The organism is Haloactinopolyspora sp. (genome assembly GCF_027324685.1).
Classification (GTDB): Bacteria; Actinomycetota; Actinomycetes; order Jiangellales; family Jiangellaceae; genus Haloactinopolyspora.
This window is the reverse complement of the sequence record NZ_DAHVSH010000120.1, coordinates 15,474-32,207: the sequence shown is the minus strand read 5'-3', so window position 1 is coordinate 32,207 and position 16,734 is coordinate 15,474. Positions and strand designations below refer to the sequence as shown.

At 70.4% G+C, this 16,734-nt stretch carries 16 protein-coding genes; 9 read left to right on the top strand and 7 right to left on the bottom strand.

Annotation, left to right across the window (positions count from 1 at the left end; all coding sequences use genetic code 11):
- The first annotated feature begins 1 nt into the window (after nucleotide 1).
- On the top strand, nucleotides 2-775 hold the full coding sequence (locus M6444_RS13640) for a DUF3027 domain-containing protein (protein ID WP_298328272.1): 774 nt from the start codon (nucleotides 2-4) through the stop codon (nucleotides 773-775).
- Between the two features lie 26 nt (nucleotides 776-801).
- On the top strand, nucleotides 802-3,750 hold the full coding sequence (locus M6444_RS13635) for a hypothetical protein (protein ID WP_298328269.1): 2,949 nt from the start codon (nucleotides 802-804) through the stop codon (nucleotides 3,748-3,750).
- A 121-nt stretch (nucleotides 3,751-3,871) separates the two neighbouring features.
- On the opposite strand, the gene M6444_RS13630 is transcribed toward M6444_RS13635, so the two are convergent.
- The gene (locus M6444_RS13630; RefSeq protein ID WP_298328266.1) at nucleotides 3,872-5,323 is read right to left on the bottom strand and encodes an NCS2 family permease; all 1,452 of its coding nucleotides are present in this window, start codon (nucleotides 5,321-5,323) and stop codon (nucleotides 3,872-3,874) included.
- Nucleotides 5,324-5,465: 142 nt separating this feature from the next.
- Between M6444_RS13630 and M6444_RS13625 the strand changes: the two genes are divergently transcribed.
- The 3 genes from M6444_RS13625 (at nucleotide 5,466) to M6444_RS13615 (ending at nucleotide 8,327) form a co-directional block, all read left to right on the top strand.
- Nucleotides 5,466-6,380 (top strand): DUF2530 domain-containing protein, encoded by a 915-nt coding sequence (locus tag M6444_RS13625; protein WP_298328264.1) that lies wholly within the window; start codon nucleotides 5,466-5,468, stop codon nucleotides 6,378-6,380.
- A 196-nt stretch (nucleotides 6,381-6,576) separates the two neighbouring features.
- Nucleotides 6,577-7,023 carry a MarR family transcriptional regulator gene (locus M6444_RS13620; RefSeq protein ID WP_298328262.1) on the top strand — a complete coding sequence of 149 codons (447 nt, stop codon included), beginning with the start codon at nucleotides 6,577-6,579 and terminating at the stop codon, nucleotides 7,021-7,023.
- A complete protein-coding gene (locus M6444_RS13615) occupies nucleotides 7,020-8,327 on the top strand; it encodes an MFS transporter (RefSeq protein ID WP_298328260.1) in 1,308 nt (435 codons plus the stop codon). Before M6444_RS13620 ends, M6444_RS13615 begins: the two co-directional genes overlap by 4 nt.
- Before the next feature lie 5 nt (nucleotides 8,328-8,332).
- On the opposite strand, the gene M6444_RS13610 is transcribed toward M6444_RS13615, so the two are convergent.
- Together M6444_RS13610 and M6444_RS13605 are read right to left on the bottom strand one after the other, a co-directional pair.
- Nucleotides 8,333-9,118: an E3 ubiquitin ligase family protein gene (locus tag M6444_RS13610; RefSeq protein ID WP_298328258.1), complete on the bottom strand. Its 786-nt coding sequence runs from the start codon at nucleotides 9,116-9,118 to the stop codon at nucleotides 8,333-8,335.
- A gap of 66 nt (nucleotides 9,119-9,184) precedes the next feature.
- Nucleotides 9,185-9,652 carry a MarR family transcriptional regulator gene (locus M6444_RS13605; protein ID WP_298328256.1) on the bottom strand — a complete coding sequence of 156 codons (468 nt, stop codon included), beginning with the start codon at nucleotides 9,650-9,652 and terminating at the stop codon, nucleotides 9,185-9,187.
- Nucleotides 9,653-9,713: 61 nt separating this feature from the next.
- Here M6444_RS13605 and M6444_RS13600 point away from each other — a divergent pair, with 61 nt between their 5' ends.
- The 3 genes from M6444_RS13600 to M6444_RS13590 all read left to right on the top strand — a co-directional run bounded on the left by M6444_RS13600 (nucleotide 9,714) and on the right by M6444_RS13590 (nucleotide 12,036).
- Complete coding sequence (locus M6444_RS13600) at nucleotides 9,714-10,100, top strand: cupin domain-containing protein (protein ID WP_298328254.1); 387 nt, start codon at nucleotides 9,714-9,716, stop codon at nucleotides 10,098-10,100.
- A gap of 26 nt (nucleotides 10,101-10,126) precedes the next feature.
- The gene (gene thpR / locus M6444_RS13595) at nucleotides 10,127-10,714 is read left to right on the top strand and encodes an RNA 2',3'-cyclic phosphodiesterase (RefSeq protein WP_298328252.1); all 588 of its coding nucleotides are present in this window, start codon (nucleotides 10,127-10,129) and stop codon (nucleotides 10,712-10,714) included.
- Between the two features lie 104 nt (nucleotides 10,715-10,818).
- Nucleotides 10,819-12,036 carry an SAM-dependent methyltransferase gene (locus M6444_RS13590; RefSeq protein ID WP_298328249.1) on the top strand — a complete coding sequence of 406 codons (1,218 nt, stop codon included), beginning with the start codon at nucleotides 10,819-10,821 and terminating at the stop codon, nucleotides 12,034-12,036.
- Between the two features lie 147 nt (nucleotides 12,037-12,183).
- On the opposite strand, the gene serC is transcribed toward M6444_RS13590, so the two are convergent.
- Nucleotides 12,184-13,311, bottom strand: coding sequence for a phosphoserine transaminase (gene serC / locus M6444_RS13585; RefSeq protein WP_298328247.1), 1,128 nt, complete (start codon nucleotides 13,309-13,311; stop codon nucleotides 12,184-12,186).
- A 105-nt stretch (nucleotides 13,312-13,416) separates the two neighbouring features.
- Nucleotides 13,417-14,520: a citrate synthase 2 gene (locus M6444_RS13580; RefSeq protein ID WP_298328245.1), complete on the bottom strand. Its 1,104-nt coding sequence runs from the start codon at nucleotides 14,518-14,520 to the stop codon at nucleotides 13,417-13,419.
- A gap of 123 nt (nucleotides 14,521-14,643) precedes the next feature.
- Here M6444_RS13580 and pdxH point away from each other — a divergent pair, with 123 nt between their 5' ends.
- On the top strand, nucleotides 14,644-15,282 hold the full coding sequence (gene pdxH / locus M6444_RS13575; RefSeq protein ID WP_298328243.1) for a pyridoxamine 5'-phosphate oxidase: 639 nt from the start codon (nucleotides 14,644-14,646) through the stop codon (nucleotides 15,280-15,282).
- Between the two features lie 16 nt (nucleotides 15,283-15,298).
- Here pdxH and M6444_RS13570 read toward each other — a convergent pair whose 3' ends face one another.
- Together M6444_RS13570 and M6444_RS13565 are read right to left on the bottom strand one after the other, a co-directional pair.
- The gene (locus M6444_RS13570) at nucleotides 15,299-15,679 is read right to left on the bottom strand and encodes a VOC family protein (RefSeq protein WP_298328241.1); all 381 of its coding nucleotides are present in this window, start codon (nucleotides 15,677-15,679) and stop codon (nucleotides 15,299-15,301) included.
- A 308-nt stretch (nucleotides 15,680-15,987) separates the two neighbouring features.
- Nucleotides 15,988-16,677, bottom strand: a complete 690-nt coding sequence (locus M6444_RS13565) for a hypothetical protein (protein WP_298328238.1) — start codon at nucleotides 16,675-16,677, stop codon at nucleotides 15,988-15,990.
- Nucleotides 16,678-16,734: the final 57 nt, after the last annotated feature.

The window sequence follows — 16,734 nt, the reverse complement described above, 5'->3', positions numbered from 1 at the left end:
CGTGAGCCGCACATCCACCCGCACCAGGGCACCCAAGGTCGATGCCGTCGCCGCCAACGCAGTCGACGAAGCTCGCGCGGGCGCCGTCGAGGTCGGCGGGCCCGACGCCGTCGGCGACCACCTCGGTCACGTCGCCGAGGCCGAACGCGTGGTCACGCACTACTTCGAATGCTTGCAGCCGGGATACGTGGGCTGGCGGTGGGCGGTCACGCTCGTTCGCGCGGCCCGCGCGCGGTCGGTGACGGTGAACGAATGCGTTCTCCTGCCGGGCTCGGACGCGGTGCTGGCGCCGCCGTGGGTGCCGTGGGAGGACCGGGTCACCCCGGACGACCTCGGCCCGGGCGACCTGCTGCCCGTCACCGACGAGGACCCTCGGCTCGAACCCGGGTACACCGGGTTCGCCGATGCCGACACCGCTGACGTGGTCGACGAACTCGGACTCGGTCGGGTCTGGGTGCTCTCGCGCGAAGGCCGCAGCGACGCCGCGGCCCGCTGGTTCGAGGGTGACGGCGGACCGCACACCGAGATCGCCAAGGCTGCGCCCGGCTCGTGCGCCACCTGCGGGTTCGCCGTGCCCCTCGCCGGCTCGCTCGGCCAGGCGTTCGGTGTGTGCACCAACGAGCGCACCCCGTTCGACGGCAAGGTCGTCGCTCACGACCACGGCTGTGGCGGGCACAGCGACGTCCGGCTGCCGGCTCCGGCCGACGACGCCGGCGAACCGGTCGTCGACACGTTGGCCCACGAGCTCGTCCCGATGGAACTCGACCATGCCTGATTCGCCGCGCGCCTAAACTGCGCGGCGTGGACGTCTTCGATACCGCGTCGCTGCGGCAGCGGGTGCTGGCGGCCTGGTCAGCCTCGCCGGCGCGGTTCCGCGAGGACGCCAACGCCGAGGAGGAGCTGGTCCGCGGTGCCTACCGCGACCGCGTGATCATCGAGCTGGCGCAGAACGCCGCCGACGCCGCGGCCCGCGCGGGCGTGGCTGCTCGGCTGTTGCTGCGGCTGCACGGCTCCAGCCTGATCGCCGCGAACACCGGCGCGCCGCTGGATGCCGCCGGGGTCGAAGGACTGTCCACGCTGCGAGCCTCGACCAAGCGAACCGGCGCGGCCGTGGGCCGCTTCGGCGTCGGGTTCGCCGCCGTCCTGGGCGTCAGCGACGCCCCGGCCGTGCTCTCGCGGACCGGTGGGGTGCGATGGTCACGGGACGAGACACGCGCGGCGGCCGCAGGCATCGCGTCGCTGGCCGCGGAGGTGCAGACACGCGGCGCGGCGGTCCCGGTGCTGCGGTTGCCGTTCGCGGTGCCCGCCGAGTCCGTCGACGTCCCGGACGGCTACGACACCGCGGTACACCTGCCGCTTCGTGACGACGACGCGGTGCGTCTGGTCCACCGTCTGCTGGGCGAGGTCGATGCGGGGCTGTTGCTGGCGCTGCCCGCCTTGACCGAGGTGATCGTCGACGTCGACGGAGCCGCCCGCACGCTGGACGCCGGCGCGGTCGACGTCCTCGACGAACACGGGGACGCGGCGGTGTTGGAGCGCCGGCTCGGCGAGCAGCGGTGGCGGCTCGCGACGTCGTCCGGCGAAGCAGCCGGCGACGTGCTCGCTGCCCGCCCGTTCGAGGAGCGCATTCGCCCCGGGTGGTCGGTGACGGTGGCCGTGCCCGTCGACGGCGACAAGCCGCAGCCCGTCGTCCGGCCGGCGGTGATCCACGCCCCGACGCCCACCGACGACCGCACCGACCTGGCGGCGCTCGTGATCGCCTCGTTCCCGCTGGACTCCACTCGCCGGCGCGTGGCCGATGACCCGCTCACCGAGTTCCTGACCGAGCGCGTCGCTGCCGCGTATGCGGCACTGGTGGCCTCGTTCACCGACCCGGCCGTGCTCGAGCTGATCCCCGGACCGCTCGGCACCGAGCCCCTGGACGTGGCGCTGCACCGAGCGGTGCGCGACGCCCTCGGCGCGACGCCGTTCGTCCCGGCCCCCGACGGCGCACGACTGCGTCCCCGCGACACCGTGCTGGTCGAAGGTTTGACGGCTGCGGCCGACCCGTCGGCCCTGGCCACGGTGGTCGCGGGGTTACCGGTCACCGGGTGGCTGCACGCGGACGTGCTCGCCGGGCTGGGCGCGACGGTGCGGCCGTTGGCTGAGGTCGTCGACGACCTGACGCGGCTGGATCTCGACGCTGAGCAGTGGCACACGCTGTACACGGCCTTGGACGGCGCCGACCTCGAGTCGCTGGGTGCGCTGCCGGTTCCGCTGGCTGACGGGCGTACGGTGCGCGGGCCACGGGGGCTGCTGCTGCCCGGAGACGTGGACCCGGCTCTGCTCGAGCCGTTCGCGCTGCGGGTGGTCGCGCCCGCTGCCGCACACCCGCTGCTGCGCCGGTTGGGCGCGACGACGGCGTCGGCGGCGTCGGTCTTGCGCGACCCCCTGGTACGTGCCGGTGTGGCCGAGGTGGCGGCGGCTGACGGCGAGGCCGGTCCGGTCGCCGACGCCGTGCTCGGCCTCGTCGCCGAGGCCGGGGTGACCGTCGACGACGAACCGTGGCTGGCCGAGCTGCCGCTGCGGGACGCCACGGGTGCCGATGCGCAGGCCCGCGAGCTGTTCCTGCCCGGCTCGCCGGTCCTCGCCGCGCTCGACGCCGATCCGGACGAGTACACCGTCGACGCCGAGCTCGTCGACCGGTTCGGCCCGTCCACGCTGGCCGCCGTGGGCGTGCGATCGAGCCTCGACACGGTGCGCGACGCCGACGTCGTGCTGGATGCGGACCTGTGGCACGACCTCGACGACGAGGACGGCTGGGTCGCGGAGGTGCAACGGCTGGTCCCGTCCGCTGACGTGCCGCCGGTGATCAGCGACTTCGTCGCCGTCCGCGACCTCGACCTCGTACGCGCTGACGCGTGGCCGCAGGTGCTCGCGGCCCTGGCGGCCGACCCGCAGACTCGTTCCGCCGTCGTCGAGCCGGTGTTCGTGCTGACCGGTGACGGTTCCCGGCGGGCGGTGCCGTCGTACGCGGCATGGTGGCTGAAGCAGCACGCGCGGCTAGACGGGCACGCCCCGCCGTACGTGTGCGCCGCCGACGCTGACCCTGTCGTGCGCGCCCTGCTGCATCCGGTCGCGCTGCCGGTGGACGACGCGTTCGCTGCCACCATCGGGATCGTGCGCTCCATCGGCGACGCCGACGCCGGGGTCCTGCTCGAGCGGCTGGCCGACGACACGGTCGACCTCGGTGCCGCCCGGTTGGGGCAGGTGTACGCGGCACTGGCCGAGCGGGATCCGGCCGCCGTGGACCCGCCGTCGTTCGTCCGGATCCCGGACGGCGTGGGCACGCGCGTGGTCCCCGCCGCCGATGTCGTCGTGTGCGCCGCGCCGTACTGGCTGCAGCTCGGCCTGCCTGGTGCGCTCCCGGGCTCGGCCGAGCTGGCCGACCTCCTGGACGTCGACCTCGCCGCCGAGACCGTTGACGTGCACCTCTCGCCGGGTGGCCACGTACGGGACGTACCGGCGGCCGCCCGTGCTGTGGTCCCCGAGGCGCCGCAACGCTACGTCGAGCACGACGACCTGTACGCCGGCGACGTCCCGCTGGCCTGGTGGATCGACGACGACACCATCCACGCATGCACGCTCGACGGACTCGCCCGCGCGCTGGCCTGGGTGTGCGGTCAGTGGGACAAACGCTGGCTGCTCGGCGAGATCCTGCGTGACCCGGCCGCGGCTGGAGCGTTGCTCACCGAGGACGTCTTCACCTGACCGCCTCCACACGCCGCGCAGCTGCCCCGGACGTCGTGCTGGCCCGACTTCCGGATGCCCCGATTGGACGGACTGGAGCTGACCCGGCGCTGGTCCGAGTGCCCGAGCCGTGAACCGGTCCTCACGCCACCCCGAGCAGGTCTTCGATCGGCGAGATCGCGAAGTAGACGACGAACAGCGCCGAGACGATCCACAACAGCGGATGGACCTGCCGAGCCTTGCCCCGCGCCAGCTTGATCGCCACGAAGGCCAGGAAACCAGCGCCGATGCCGGTGCTGATGGAGTAGGTGTACGGCATCAGCACCATCGTCAGGAACGCCGGCAACGCGAACTCGACGTCGTCCCACGGGATGTCCCGGACCTGCGACATCATCAGGAAGCCGACGAGCACCAGGGCGGGCGCGGCCGCCTCGTTCGGCACCATCGCCACCACCGGGGCGAACAACGTCGACAACAGGAAGCACACGCCGGTGACGACGCTGGCCAGGCCGGTCCGCGCGCCCTCGCCGACGCCGGAGGCGGACTCGATGTACGACGTGTTGCTCGAGACGCTGGCCGCGCCACCGGCCGCGGCGGCCAGCGAGTCGACGACGAGGATCTGCGTCGTCTTCGGCGGGTTGCCGTCGGCGTCGAGCAGGCCGCCCTCGGCACCGACGGCGACCATGGTGCCCATCGTGTCGAAGAAGTCGGCGAGCATCAGCGTGAACACGAACAGCAGGACCGCGACCACACCGACGGATTCCCACGAACCGAGCAGATTGAACTGGCCGATCAGGGAGAAGTCGGGGACCTCGACGACGCGGTCCGGCACCTCCGGGGCGTTGAGGTTCCACCCGTTCGGGTTGTCAGCGGTGGTGCCGATGCCGCCGATGGTCTCGACGACGACGGCGAGCACAGCCGTACCGATGATCGTCCACAGGATGGCGCCGCGCACCTTCAGCGAGTACAGCACCACCACGGCGAGCAGACCCACCGCGAACACGGCGACCGGCCAGGTGCGCAGACGGTCGTCGATGCCGAGGCCGATCGGGGGCGACGGGTTGCCGGTCGACTGCACGAACCCGGCGTTCACGAAGCCCACGAGGGCGATGAGCAACCCGATCCCGACGCTGATGGCGGTCTTGAGCTGCCGCGGGACCGCGGCGAAGACTGCCTGGCGAAATCCGGTGAGGACGAGTGCGAGGATCACCAGGCCCTCGATCACCACCAAACCCATCGCGTCGGCCCAGGTCATCTGTCCGGCGAGGCTGAATGCGACGAACGCATTGAGGCCCAAGCCGGCGGCCAGCGCCATCGGGTAGTTGGCGAACAGGCCCATCGCGAGGGTCAGCACGCCGGCCACCAACGCGGTGACCGCGGCCACCGCGGCGAGGTCAGGAGCGTCGCCGCCACCGAGGAAAGCGCCTTCGACGTCGGGCACCGTGCCGATGATCAGCGGATTCAGCACGATGATGTAGGCCATCGTGAAGAACGTCACGACGCCGCCACGTACTTCGCGGCCCACCGTCGAGCCGCGCTCGGTGATCCGGAAGAACCGGTCGAGTGCCGAGGTAGAGGTGGGCGTGGACGTCATGCGTCTCTCCGATCATGGCCGGGCGGGGAATGGTCCGGCGTCGACGATGCCAGACCGGCGGAACTGTGTCACCGATAGGCATGGTGCCCCAGTCCCGGTGGTGCGTTAGCGGCGGGGAGTCTGGCAGGGCTAGCCTGAGCACATGAGCAAGGGGCGACGGCGGCATCGCGAAGCGCCCGGCATGGGACGCGACGCGGCGGAGCGAACCGATGCCTCTTCGGCGCAGGCTCCGGACGTCATCGAACCGGCCGACGTCGACGGCGTGCGTACCGTCGCGGTCATCACCGTCTTGTGGGCCGTCGCGTTCGTGGTGCTGGCCTTGCGCATCGACGATCTCAGTGCCGAGGGCCGCAACTGGTGGCTCTGGACGTGCTTGGCCGGTGTCGGGCTCGGCCTGCTCGGGCTGGAGTACACCCGCAAGCGCCGTGACGCCATCGAGGCCGCCGCGGAGGCGCGGGCCGAGGCCGCGGATGAGGACGAGGAGACCCCCGCCGAGCCTGCGGCCGCGGAGCCGGTGGACGTGCAGCCGATGGCTGTGCAGCCGGTGGACGCGCAGCCGGTGGAGGCCCAGCCGGAACACGTCCGGCCGGTGGAGGCCCGGCCGGAACACGTCCGGCCGGTGGAGGCCCAGCCGGTTGTCGAGCCGCCGCCGGTCGAACGGTCCTCGCCCGAGGCGATCACCCGGCCGATCGACACCGGGCCGCTGCCTTCGCACCGCCCGGAATCCCCTCGCCCCGAACCGGCGCGGCCGGAGCCCCCGGCGCCAGCACCGGAGAGCCCTCCACGGCAGCACGGTGCGCCGAGTGCACCAGCGTGGTTCGGCGATCTCGACGACAAGGACGCTCCCGGCTCCAATGCAGCGTCGCCGGCGCCCCCGGCCACGCCCCCGTCCAGGCCCGCGCCGGACCTGGACGACGACGAGCCGCTGCTGGACACCACCCTCGGGGGCGGTCGCCGAGCTCGCCGCTCTGACATGACCGGCGAGATCGACGAAGTCACCGAGGGCGGTGGCGAGCAGTACCGCGGCCGTCGCGCTCGCCGCTCCGACAGCGCCTGACGCCAACACCACGAGGCCTTGTGCTGCAGCAACAGGCATGCACGGGTGGTCCGGCAGGCAAATCCCTAGTGAACATGATCATTTCACAGTGAAAGGAGTGTGGGGGTTCCACGCGACTGGCATTTAGCAAGGGTAATGAGTTACCCTAAGGAAAATGTCAACGTCGAAGTCCTCCCCGCCTCCGCCAGCAGGCGCGATGCCTGCAGCGTCGAGCTCTCGTCCCCGCACACAGGCCGGGCTCGCGAGCTCCCTGCGTATCGCGGTCGGCCGGCTCAGTCGTCGCATCCGCAACGAGCGCGAGGATGAGTCGCTCACCTTGAACCAGCTGTCCGCGCTCGGCGTGCTGGAGCGCCACGGCGCGCTTCCGGTCGGCGAACTCGCGGCGTACGAGCGTGTTCGGCCGCCGTCCATGACCCGCACGGTCTCCGGGCTCGAGGAGTTGGGCCTGGTCGTTCGCGAGCCGCACAGCGTCGACCGACGACTCGCGGTGGTCCGGATCACCGAGGCCGGCTTGGCCCGGACCGAGGCCGACCGCAAACGACGCAATGCCTGGCTGACGCATCGATTGCGCGAGCTCACCCCGGCCGAGCGCGAGAAGCTGCTCGAGGCGCTGCCGGTGCTCGAGAAGCTGGCCCGCTCGTGAGTCCTACGTTTCATTCCCTTCGCCATCGTGATTACCGCCTGTACTGGTCGGGCATGTTCGTGTCCAACGTCGGCACGTGGATGCAGCGCGTCGCCCAGGACTGGCTCGTCTTGCAGGTGCTGCACGGCGGCGGCCAGGCGGTCGGCATCACGACCGGACTGCAGTTCCTGCCGTTCTTGCTGGTCGCGCCGTTCGGCGGCCTCCTCGCGGACAAGTTGCCCAAGCGGTACCTGCTGATCTTCACCAACGCGTTCATGGGCTGCGTGGGCTTGGTCCTCGGCATCCTCGTCCTCACCGGTCAGGCCGAGATCTGGCACGTCTACGTGCTGGCCTTCCTCCTCGGTGTCGGTACAGCGTTGGACAATCCAGCACGTCAGGCGTTCGTGTCGGAGCTGGTCGTCCGCGAAGACATCCCCAACGCCATCGCGCTCAACAGCGCGTCGTTCAACGCCGCCCGGCTCATCGGTCCGGCCGTGGCCGGCGCGGCGATCGCCTTGATCGGCACCGGCTGGGTGTTCGTCATCAACGGGCTCTCGTTCGCCTCGCCCATCATCGTGCTGTTGATGCTGCGCACCATGGTCGTGCCCGAGAGCGATCCGGAGGACAGGCGAGACGAGCCCACCGGCGCGCTGTCGCGGCTGCGCGAAGGGGTGGCCTACGTCCGCTCGCGGCCCGACCTGGTCATGGTCATGGTCATCATGTTCGGTGTCGGGACGTTCGGCATGAACTTCCAGATGACGATGGCCCTGATGGCCACCGAGGTCTATGACCGCGGGCCGGAAGAGTACGGTCTGCTCGGCTCGATCATGGCCATCGGGACGCTGTCCGGTGCGTTGGTGGCCGCCCGTCGGCGGGTGCCCAGGCGCCGGCTCATCGTGGGCGGGGCAGTGCTGTTCGGGGTCCTCGAAGTGGTCGCCGGGCTGATGCCGACCTACGCGACGTTCGCGGTGTCGTTGGTGCCCATCGGCGTGGCGTCCATGACGGTGCTGACGGCGGCGAACGCCTACATCCAAACCACGGTGCCGCAGTATGTCCGCGGTCGGGTGCTGGCGCTGTACATCATGATCCTCATGGGTGGTACGCCCGCCGGCGCGCCGGTCATCGGCTGGGTCGCCGACCTGTTCGGTGCGCGCTGGTCACTGCTGGGTGGTGGCAGCCTGACGATCGCGGGCGCGGTCGCCGCCGTGCTCCTGATCGCCCCACGCAGCGGTGTCGTGGTGCGGACCCGATGGCGGCCCTGGCCACGGCTGGTGGTGAGCTCCACTCCGCCGCGTGACGAGGCGAAGCACGACGTCCACGCGTGACGAGGTCAGCTGAGCACGTCGATGACGATGAGCACGATGCCGACGAGGGCCGCGACTCCACCGCCGATGAGCCCGAAGCGCTCGCGCCGGCGCGCCTCGCCCAGCAGCGTCTCCTCGTCCTTGGTCGACACCAGGTCGGGTGCGGTGAAGGCCAGCTCACCCCGCTCGTCGTTCACTTCGCCGAGCACGTAGAGCTCACGGCCGGCCGGTAGCACCCACTCCTCGTAGCGGTAGCCGATGGTGCCGTCGCGGCGGGAGCTGGGCAGCTTGAAGCTGAACGAGCCGAAGGACAGTTCGGTGCGCTCAGTTGAGCCGGTGTGCGGCTCGAACCGGTCCAGGACCTGCCTCATGTCCTGCAGCGCCCCGTCAGCTGGGTGCACGAGGATGCTGCCCGTACTGTCGGTGACGGTGAACGGCTGGTCGGACTCTCGTTCGGCGACGCGTTCGGTCTTCTCCACGCGCCGGGTCCGGTAGGTCCCGCCGGAGTCCCGGCGCCGCTCGGTCTCCCAGTATTTGCGCGTGACGACGTGCCGGTGCCACAGACATTCGGTCGACGACAACTCCGAGGTCAACGGCCCGTCGGGCCCGTTGCCCGAAACCCCCACCACTTCGCACTTCTGGCGAAAGAAGCCGGGGCCGGCCGCTTCGGCGGCCGCATCGCGCAGGGCGTGCAGGTCTTGGACCGCCATGGTCTCGGTCGTGATCATCTGATGCTGACGCTTACGGGCTTTGACGACGACATAGCCGCAGAACGCGGCGATCCCGAGCCCGACAAGGCCGACGATCCACATGGTCGCAGTTCCTTTCGTTCGGTCGGCGCATAGGAACCGTACTGATCACCGCGCGTGGATCAACCGTCAGGGTCCTCCGAACCAGCCGGGCACGTCGATCCGCCAGATGTCGGCCGGCGTCACTCGCCGCAGATCGTACTCGAGTGCAGCCAGCCGCTCGGCGCCGAGCGTACGTTCCCACTCGCCGCGCAGATCGTCGAGAACGGTGGCCGATCGGGTGAGGACGTCGAAGCCGCGATCGGTGACCCGGGCGACCTTGCGCCGCGCGTCGCCGGGGTCCGTCCCCCGTTCGACGTAGCCGAGCCGCTCGAGCGCGTCGATGGTCTTCCCCGCCGCCTGCTTCGATACGCCGAGCCGGCGACCGAGTTCGGCCGCGGTCGCTCCGCCGGCGAGGGCCTGCAGGGCGAAGCCGTGCATCGGCCGTACGTGCGGGTGCCCTTGGCGGGCGAGTTCGGCATGCAAGGCGTCGATGAGTCCGCGAAAGGCGAGAAGCAGCCGCAGCGGCAGCTCGAAGCCGGGTGGGCGGTTTGACATAGAAGACAACCTCGTTAACCATTAATCGACAACGACATTGTCTATCTTAGGAGGGCTCGCCATGCCTGTCAGCGCATCGGTCATCAAGAGCGCCGACGCCCGCCGAACCGAGACGCCGAACGCGGTCATGACCACTCTGGCCTCGCCTACGCAGGGCAGCGCGGCCCGGCCGCTGTGGCGGGTGGACATGCACGCTGGTCAGCAGGGCCCAGTGCACATCATGGACTCCGAGCAGGTGTGGACCGTCCTAGCCGGAGGGGCCTCGGTCGAGGTCGACGGCCACACCGCGACGCTCGAGGCGGGAGACACGATCGTCCTGCCGACCGGGGCCCGTCGCCAGGTGGCGGCGTCGGACTCCGGGTTGGTCGCCGTCGTCGCAGGGGCGCCGAGAGGGCGAGCGAGCTTGGCCGACGGCACCGACCGAGGAGTGCCGCCCTGGACCCAGTGAGCCCTCGCCGGTGGCACAGTAGGTGCATGCCACCCACCGACGACACGCCCCTGCGGCTGTTCGTCGCTGTGGTGCCGCCGCCGGAGGTCGTCACTCATCTCGACGCGAGCGTCCGGCCGATCCGTGACGACACGTTGCGGTGGTCCGGCACGCACGCGTGGCACGTCACGTTGGCCTTCTACGGCGACATCGACCCCGGCGACGTCGACGAGCTCGGCATCCGGATCGCCCGGGCCGCGCGCCGGCACCCGCCCGCGCAGCTGCAGGTGACCGGGGCCGGGCGGTTCGGGTCCACGGTGCTGTGGGCGGGTATCACCGGCGATGTGGCCGTGCTGGGCCGGCAAGCGAACGCCATGGCCGCGGCCGGTCGGCGGCTGGGCGCCGGCCCGGATCGGCACGATCGGTTCAGGCCGCACATCACGCTCGCGCGGGCGCGCCGGCCGGTCGATCTGCGCCCGTACGTCGCCCGGCTCGCTGACTACGCCGGGCCATCCTGGGCAGCGACCGAGGTCGTCCTGTTCAGCTCGCACGCTGACGCCCGGCCCGGCCGCGGACCCAGGTACGAAGCGTTGGGCCGGTACCGGCTGGAAGGCGTCACAGCACGGCGGCGATAGCGACGATGAGCACCATGGCCGCCAGAACCGTGGCCACGAGTTGACGCGTCGTCTTCGGCCGCACCTTCGCCTCGCTCCTCGTGTCGGTCGGGGACAATGACCGGGTGCCTCCCGAAAGTCTGCCGACCGTGCTCAACAGCCTACGCTCGACCCTGCTCGACCCCGATCGTCTGGTCCGCGCGGTCGCGTCCGGCCGTCGGCGTGGCGCGGTCCCGCACTACCGGCGTACCGAGCTGCGCTGGGTCGACCTGCGTGCCGGGAGGCGGTTGCAGATCGTCACCTTCGACAGCACGCAGAGCTTCACGACCAACGTCGAGCCGGCCGCGGCGCCCGAGGCCGTCGCCGCCGTTCTCGACCAGCCCTACGGCAACTGGCACGTCGACTCCACCGACGAGTCGGTCCAAGTCCGGGTGACGAAGAAGGGCGCGGCCCAGGTGCACCGCGCTCCGGCGCCGCAGCGCGACGTCGAGCGCCAGCACGACCGGACCAAGGCCCGAATGCTCGATGCGTCCCACCCGTTCCTGCATGCGGTCGGCATCAGCGACGCCGAGGGTCGCATCAAGCCGAGTCGGTCGGCGAAATACCGGCAAGTGGACGAATTCCTCCGCGCCTTCGCTCCCACGATGGACGACGTCCTTCGTGCCGCAGCCGGTGAAACGGTCCGGCTGGTCGATCTCGGGTGCGGCAACGCGTATCTGACGTTCGCCGTCCGGGCGTGGCTTGACCAGCGTCCTGACTCCAAGGTCGAGGTGACTGGAATCGATGTCAAGGAGCAGTCCCGGGCCCGCAACGAGGCGTTGGCGGCACAACTGGGCTGGGCGTCGACGATGTCGTTCGGCCGCTCGACCATCGACGCCGCGGAGCTCGTCGATCGCCCGCACGGGGTCTTCGCCTTACACGCCTGCGACACCGCGACCGACGACGCCCTCGCTCGCGCTGTGCAGTGGCAGGCCCCGGTCATCCTGGCGGCCCCGTGCTGCCACCACGACCTGCAGCGCCAGCTCAGCGGGGCTGCGCACTGGCCCGGCCCGTACGGCATGCTGGCCCGGCAGGGCATCCTGCGCGAGCGATTCGCCGACGTCATGACCGATGCGCTACGAGCTTCGATCTTGAGAATTCTCGGCTACCGCGTCGACGTGATGGAATTCGTCGATTCCGTTCATACTCCGCGTAACACACTGTTGAGAGCTGTGCGTACTGGTGGTGAGCCACCTGCCGAAGTGGTGACTGAATATTCCCGCATGATCGAAATGTGGGGGGTTCGTCCGGCGCTCGGTCAGCGATTGAAGCGAGAACTCATGACGGCCGGATTGGATATCTGAAAGGGACCGAACGGCTGATTCACACGCGGTGTTCCAGGCGCCTATGATCTATATCAGAAACACGACGGGGGAATAGGGTTCCTCGCAATTGGGGAATCAGATGATGCGCCCGGCCGCTGACGATCAGACGCGGCCGGGCGTCATCTGTCAGGCCGGCAACCGCTCCACGACGTAGTCGATGCACGCGGTCAGTGCCTCCACATCGGCTGGGTCCACCGCGGGGAACATCGCCACCCGCAGCTGGTTACGCCCCAGCTTGCGGTAGGGCTCCACGTCGACGATGCCGTTGGCGCGCAGCGTCTTGGCCACCGCAGCGGCGTCGACGCTGTCGTCCATGTCGATGGTGCCGACCACCAACGACCGAGACTCGGGGTCGCTGACGTACGGCGTCGCGTACGAGCTCTTCTCCGCCCAGCCGTACAGGTGCTGCGAGGAGGCGGTGGTGCGCCCGACCGCGAAGTCCAAGCCGCCCTGCCCGTTCAGCCAGTCCAGCTGATCGGCCATGAGGAACAGGGTGGCCACCGCCGGGGTGTTGTAGGTCTGGTCCTTGCGGGAGTTGTCCACGACGGTCTTCAGGTCGAAGAAGGCCGGGACGTACCGATCGGTGGCCGCGATCTCGTCCACGCGATCGAGCGCGGCGGGGGAGAACGTGGCGATCCACAGCCCGCCGTCCGCACCGAAGTTCTTCTGGGGCGCGAAGTAGTAGACGTCGGTCTCGGCGAGGTCGACCGGCAGTCCGCCGGCGCCGCTGGTGGCGTCGACCAGCACCAGGGCGTCGTCGCCGGCTCCGGGGACGCGGCGGACCGGCGCCATGACGCCGGTGGAGGTCTCGTTGTGCGGCCACGCGTAGACGTCGACGTCGTCCTCAGCCGACGCCGTCGGGTGGGTACCCGGCTCGGACTTCACCACGCTCGGCGCGTCGAGCCACGGTGCGGTCTCGGTGACCTTGGCGAACTTCGACGAGAACTCACCGAACGACAGGTGCTGGGCCTTGTTGCGCACGAGCCCGAACGCGGCGGCGTCCCAGAAGGCGGTGGTGCCGCCGTTGCTGAGCACCACCTCGTAACCTTCGGGCAGGCCGAACAGCTCCGCGACGCCGTCGCGCACCCGGCGCACGAGGTTCTTGACCGGCGCCTGGCGGTGCGAGGTTCCCATGACCGCAGCACCCTGCTCGGCCAAGGCCTTGAGCGCCTCGGGGCGTACCTTGCTCGGTCCGGAGCCGAAGCGGCCGTCGGCGGGCTTGAGCGCGGCGGGAATCTGCACAGTATCCGTCATGTGATCAACTCTCCGGGTGGATGTCCGGTCGGCGATGAAGGGAATGACGACACTGTCAGCCCCGCCATTGTGCCGCATGGGCGACGACGGCGCGACGGCAGGTGCTCAGACGGCCCAGTCAGGATTCCATCCGGTCACGGTCTCCGGGCGCCGCGGCCCAGGCCCAGCGTACTTCGCCGACGGACGCACGAGGCGGCCGGTGCGCTTCTGCTCGAGGATGTGCGCGCTCCAACCCGCGGTCCGGGCGCAGGTGAACAACGACGTGAACATCGGCGCCGGGACCTCGGCGAAGTCCAGGATGATGGCGGCCCAGAACTCGACGTTCGTCGCCAGGACACGATCCGGCTTGCGCTCGGCCAGCTCGGACAGTGCGGCCTTCTCGAATGCTTCGGCGACCTCGTACCTGGGCGCGCCCAACTCGCGCGCGACCCGGCGCAGGGTGCGCGCCCGCGGGTCCTCGGCGCGGTACACCCGGTGGCCGAAGCCCATCAGCCGCTCGCCCCGATCGAGGACGCTCTTCACGTAACCGACGGCGTCCCCGGTGCGCTCGATCTCCTCGATCATGGCGAGCACCCGTGAGGGCGCACCGCCGTGCAGCGGGCCGCTCATCGCGCCGACCGCCGCCGACATCGCCGCTGCCACGTCGGCACCGGTGGAGGCGACAACTCTGCCGGTGAACGTGGAGGCGTTCATGCCGTGCTCGGCGGCTGAGGTCAGATAGGCGTCGACAGCTTGCGTATGCCGTGGGTCCGGCTCGCCGCGCCAGCGGGTCATGAACCGCTCGACGACGGAGCCTGCCTCGTCGATCGTGTGCTCGGGAACCGCGGGTACCGCCGCGCCGCGCGCGGACTGCGCGACGAAGGACAGCATCGTGACCGACGTGCGGGCCAGCTGATCGCGGGCTTGCTCGTCGGAGGTGTCGAGGAGGGGCTGCATTCCCCACTGGGGGGCGAGTGTCGCGACCGCGCTCTGGACGTCCACCCGCACGTCGCCGGTGTGGGCCGGAAGCCGCAACGGTCCTTCGCTCGGCAGGCCCGGGTCGAACTCGCCGTCGACCAGCAGACCCCACACGTTCTCGAACGGAACCCGGCCGACGAGGTCGTCGATGTCGACGCCGCGATAGCGCAGCGCGCCGCCTTCCTTGTCCGGCTCGGCGATGTGCGTCTCGAACGCTACGACACCCTCAAGGCCATGCATGACCTTTGACATTCGCTCTCCTTTGTGCGGCCGAGCTTCCATCATGCCCCCGAAGTAGTTGGTCTCCACAAGCTGGGATGCCTCGAATGTGCGGTTTCCCACAGTGCAGACGCTGGTGGTGAGACAGTTGGCCGCGTGGATGAAGAACTTTCCAGGATGCGCCGCCGCTACACCGCGGGGCGGTTGCTCGAACGTGACCTTGCCGCCGATCCGTTCGACGAGTTCCGGACGTGGTTGCACGATGCTGTGACTTCCGGCATGACCGAACCGAATGCGATGGTTCTGTCGACCGTGGGTGCCGACGGTCGGCCGAGCTCGCGAACGGTGCTGCTCAAGGGGTTCGACGACGATGCGTTCGTCTTCTTCACCAACCTGACCTCCCGCAAGGCAGCGCAGATCAGCCAGAACCCGCACGTGTCGCTGTGCTTCCCGTGGATCACGATGGAACGGCAGGTGCTGGTGTGCGGGCTGGCAACGCCGGTGCCGGCCGAGGTCAGCCGCGCGTACTGGGTGACGCGACCCCGGGACTCCCAGGTGAGCGCCTGGGCGAGCCGGCAGTCGTCGGTCATCGGCACGCGCGACGAACTGGAGTGCGCGGCGGCCGAGGTGGCGCGGAGGTACCCGGACGAGGTGCCGTTGCCGGATTTCTGGGGCGGTTACCGCGTGGAGCCCGAGACGATCGAGTTCTGGCAGGGCGGGCCGGCACGGCTGCACGACCGGCTCCGGTACCGGCGCGAGAGCGCCGCCTGGGTCGTGGAGCGGCTGGCCCCGTGACCACGGCGGCGCCGGGTCAGTCCCCGACGTGGCAGAGGCAGAACGGGTGGCCGGCCGGGTCGGCGTACACGCGCCAGTCGCGGTCGCGCTCGCCCCGGTCCAGCAGCTGGGCGCCGAGACCCAGGACCTGTCGTTCGGCCGTGTCGAGGTCGTCCACGCCGACGTCGATGTGGAGCTGTTGCGGCCGCTGCGGGTCCGGCCACGCCGGAGGCTGGTAGTCCTCGGCCCGCTGGAAGGCCAGAACGGTGGTGTCGGTGTGCAGGGTGGCCCAGTGGTCGTCGAGCACCCATCGCTTGTCGGGCCGGTTGACTTCGCCGCCGAGTATCGACTGGTAGAAGGCCGCGAGCTCGAGCGGAGCCGGGCAATCGAGAACCAAGCATTGGAACGAGCCGATCATGAGTCTCTCCGTGAGTCGGGCCGGACATGGAACGGCCCGCGGGTTGCTTCCACGTCCTGGACGGACGTGGCCCGGGTGGACTGGATCCGGGAACCCGCGGGCCGGGTGACTGCTCGGTATTGCCAGCCGACGGCCGGCGAACAAGGGGTCACCCCTGGTCCTGCGACGAGCGCGTGGCTAGCGAGCAGCCACCTCACGAGTCCGATAGCTATTCACTGTCTGGACCACCTCCTTTCCCGTGTGCCCTCACGGTATGTGGCCAGGCCCTGTCGGAGCAACGGAGTTTTCACCCAGTGAACGACGCGGGCTCAGCTCGGCTGGTCGGGCAGGGCGATCCACGTTGCGTGGGCGCGGCCCAGGACGCGGCCGTCCTGGCCGTGCACGGTCGATCTGGTCCAGGTCTTGCGCCCTTCGGTCTGCAGGTAGGACCCCATGACCACGCAGGACTCGCCAGCGTCGGGGGCGTCGTCCACCTGCGCGGTCAGCCGCCCCAACACCATCGGGCGGCCTTCGATGGGTGCCGACCATCCGCTCGGACAGTCCAGCGCCGCCCAGACGAAGACGGACTCGCCGCCGGTCTCGGCGGTGACGTCCCACACGCACGCGGTCCGCCCGTCGCCCAAGCGGCCGGGAAACAGCCGCATCCCGTCGCCGGGGCGGCGCTGCGGACCGCACACGAAGCACTCCGGGAACGGGTGCGTGCTCAGCCCCGGGTAGTGCGCCGAGGCGGCGCGTGCCTCGTCGGCGCTCACCGGCGTGACGACGTCGAGCAGCGACGCGTCACCCTCGGTCGCCGTGGCGACGAGGGTGTCCCCGTGCAGCAGTGACATGCTGTCGCCGTCGGGGATCACCTCGAGCGGGACGTCCAGGGGCGGTGGCGAGCGCAAGGTGACCGTCACCGGCCCGGCGCCGAGGTGGGCGGCCAGCCGTCCCGCGACGTAGCCGCCGTTGCCTGAGGTGGCCGGTCCGCGGAAGCGCGAGTGCACCGTCAGCGTCATGCCGCGACACTAGCGGTACGGTCGGCTGCGGTCGTTGGTGAAGGAGAGGAGCCCACG

Excerpts from the sequence above, each read along its gene's own strand:
- M6444_RS13630 (WP_298328266.1), bottom strand. The coding sequence starts at position 5,323 with ATGACGTCCACGCCCACCTCTACCTCGGCACTCGACCGGTTCTTCCGG.
- M6444_RS13625 (WP_298328264.1), top strand. The coding sequence starts at position 5,466 with ATGAGCAAGGGGCGACGGCGGCATCGCGAAGCGCCCGGCATGGGACGC.
- M6444_RS13620 (WP_298328262.1), top strand. The coding sequence starts at position 6,577 with ATGCCTGCAGCGTCGAGCTCTCGTCCCCGCACACAGGCCGGGCTCGCG.
- M6444_RS13610 (WP_298328258.1), bottom strand. The coding sequence starts at position 9,118 with ATGTGGATCGTCGGCCTTGTCGGGCTCGGGATCGCCGCGTTCTGCGGC.
- M6444_RS13605 (WP_298328256.1), bottom strand. The coding sequence starts at position 9,652 with ATGTCAAACCGCCCACCCGGCTTCGAGCTGCCGCTGCGGCTGCTTCTC.
- M6444_RS13600 (WP_298328254.1), top strand. The coding sequence starts at position 9,714 with ATGCCTGTCAGCGCATCGGTCATCAAGAGCGCCGACGCCCGCCGAACC.
- thpR (WP_298328252.1), top strand. The coding sequence starts at position 10,127 with ATGCCACCCACCGACGACACGCCCCTGCGGCTGTTCGTCGCTGTGGTG.
- serC (WP_298328247.1), bottom strand. The coding sequence starts at position 13,311 with ATGACGGATACTGTGCAGATTCCCGCCGCGCTCAAGCCCGCCGACGGC.
- M6444_RS13580 (WP_298328245.1), bottom strand. The coding sequence starts at position 14,520 with ATGTCAAAGGTCATGCATGGCCTTGAGGGTGTCGTAGCGTTCGAGACG.
- M6444_RS13570 (WP_298328241.1), bottom strand. The coding sequence starts at position 15,679 with ATGATCGGCTCGTTCCAATGCTTGGTTCTCGATTGCCCGGCTCCGCTC.
- M6444_RS13565 (WP_298328238.1), bottom strand. The coding sequence starts at position 16,677 with ATGACGCTGACGGTGCACTCGCGCTTCCGCGGACCGGCCACCTCAGGC.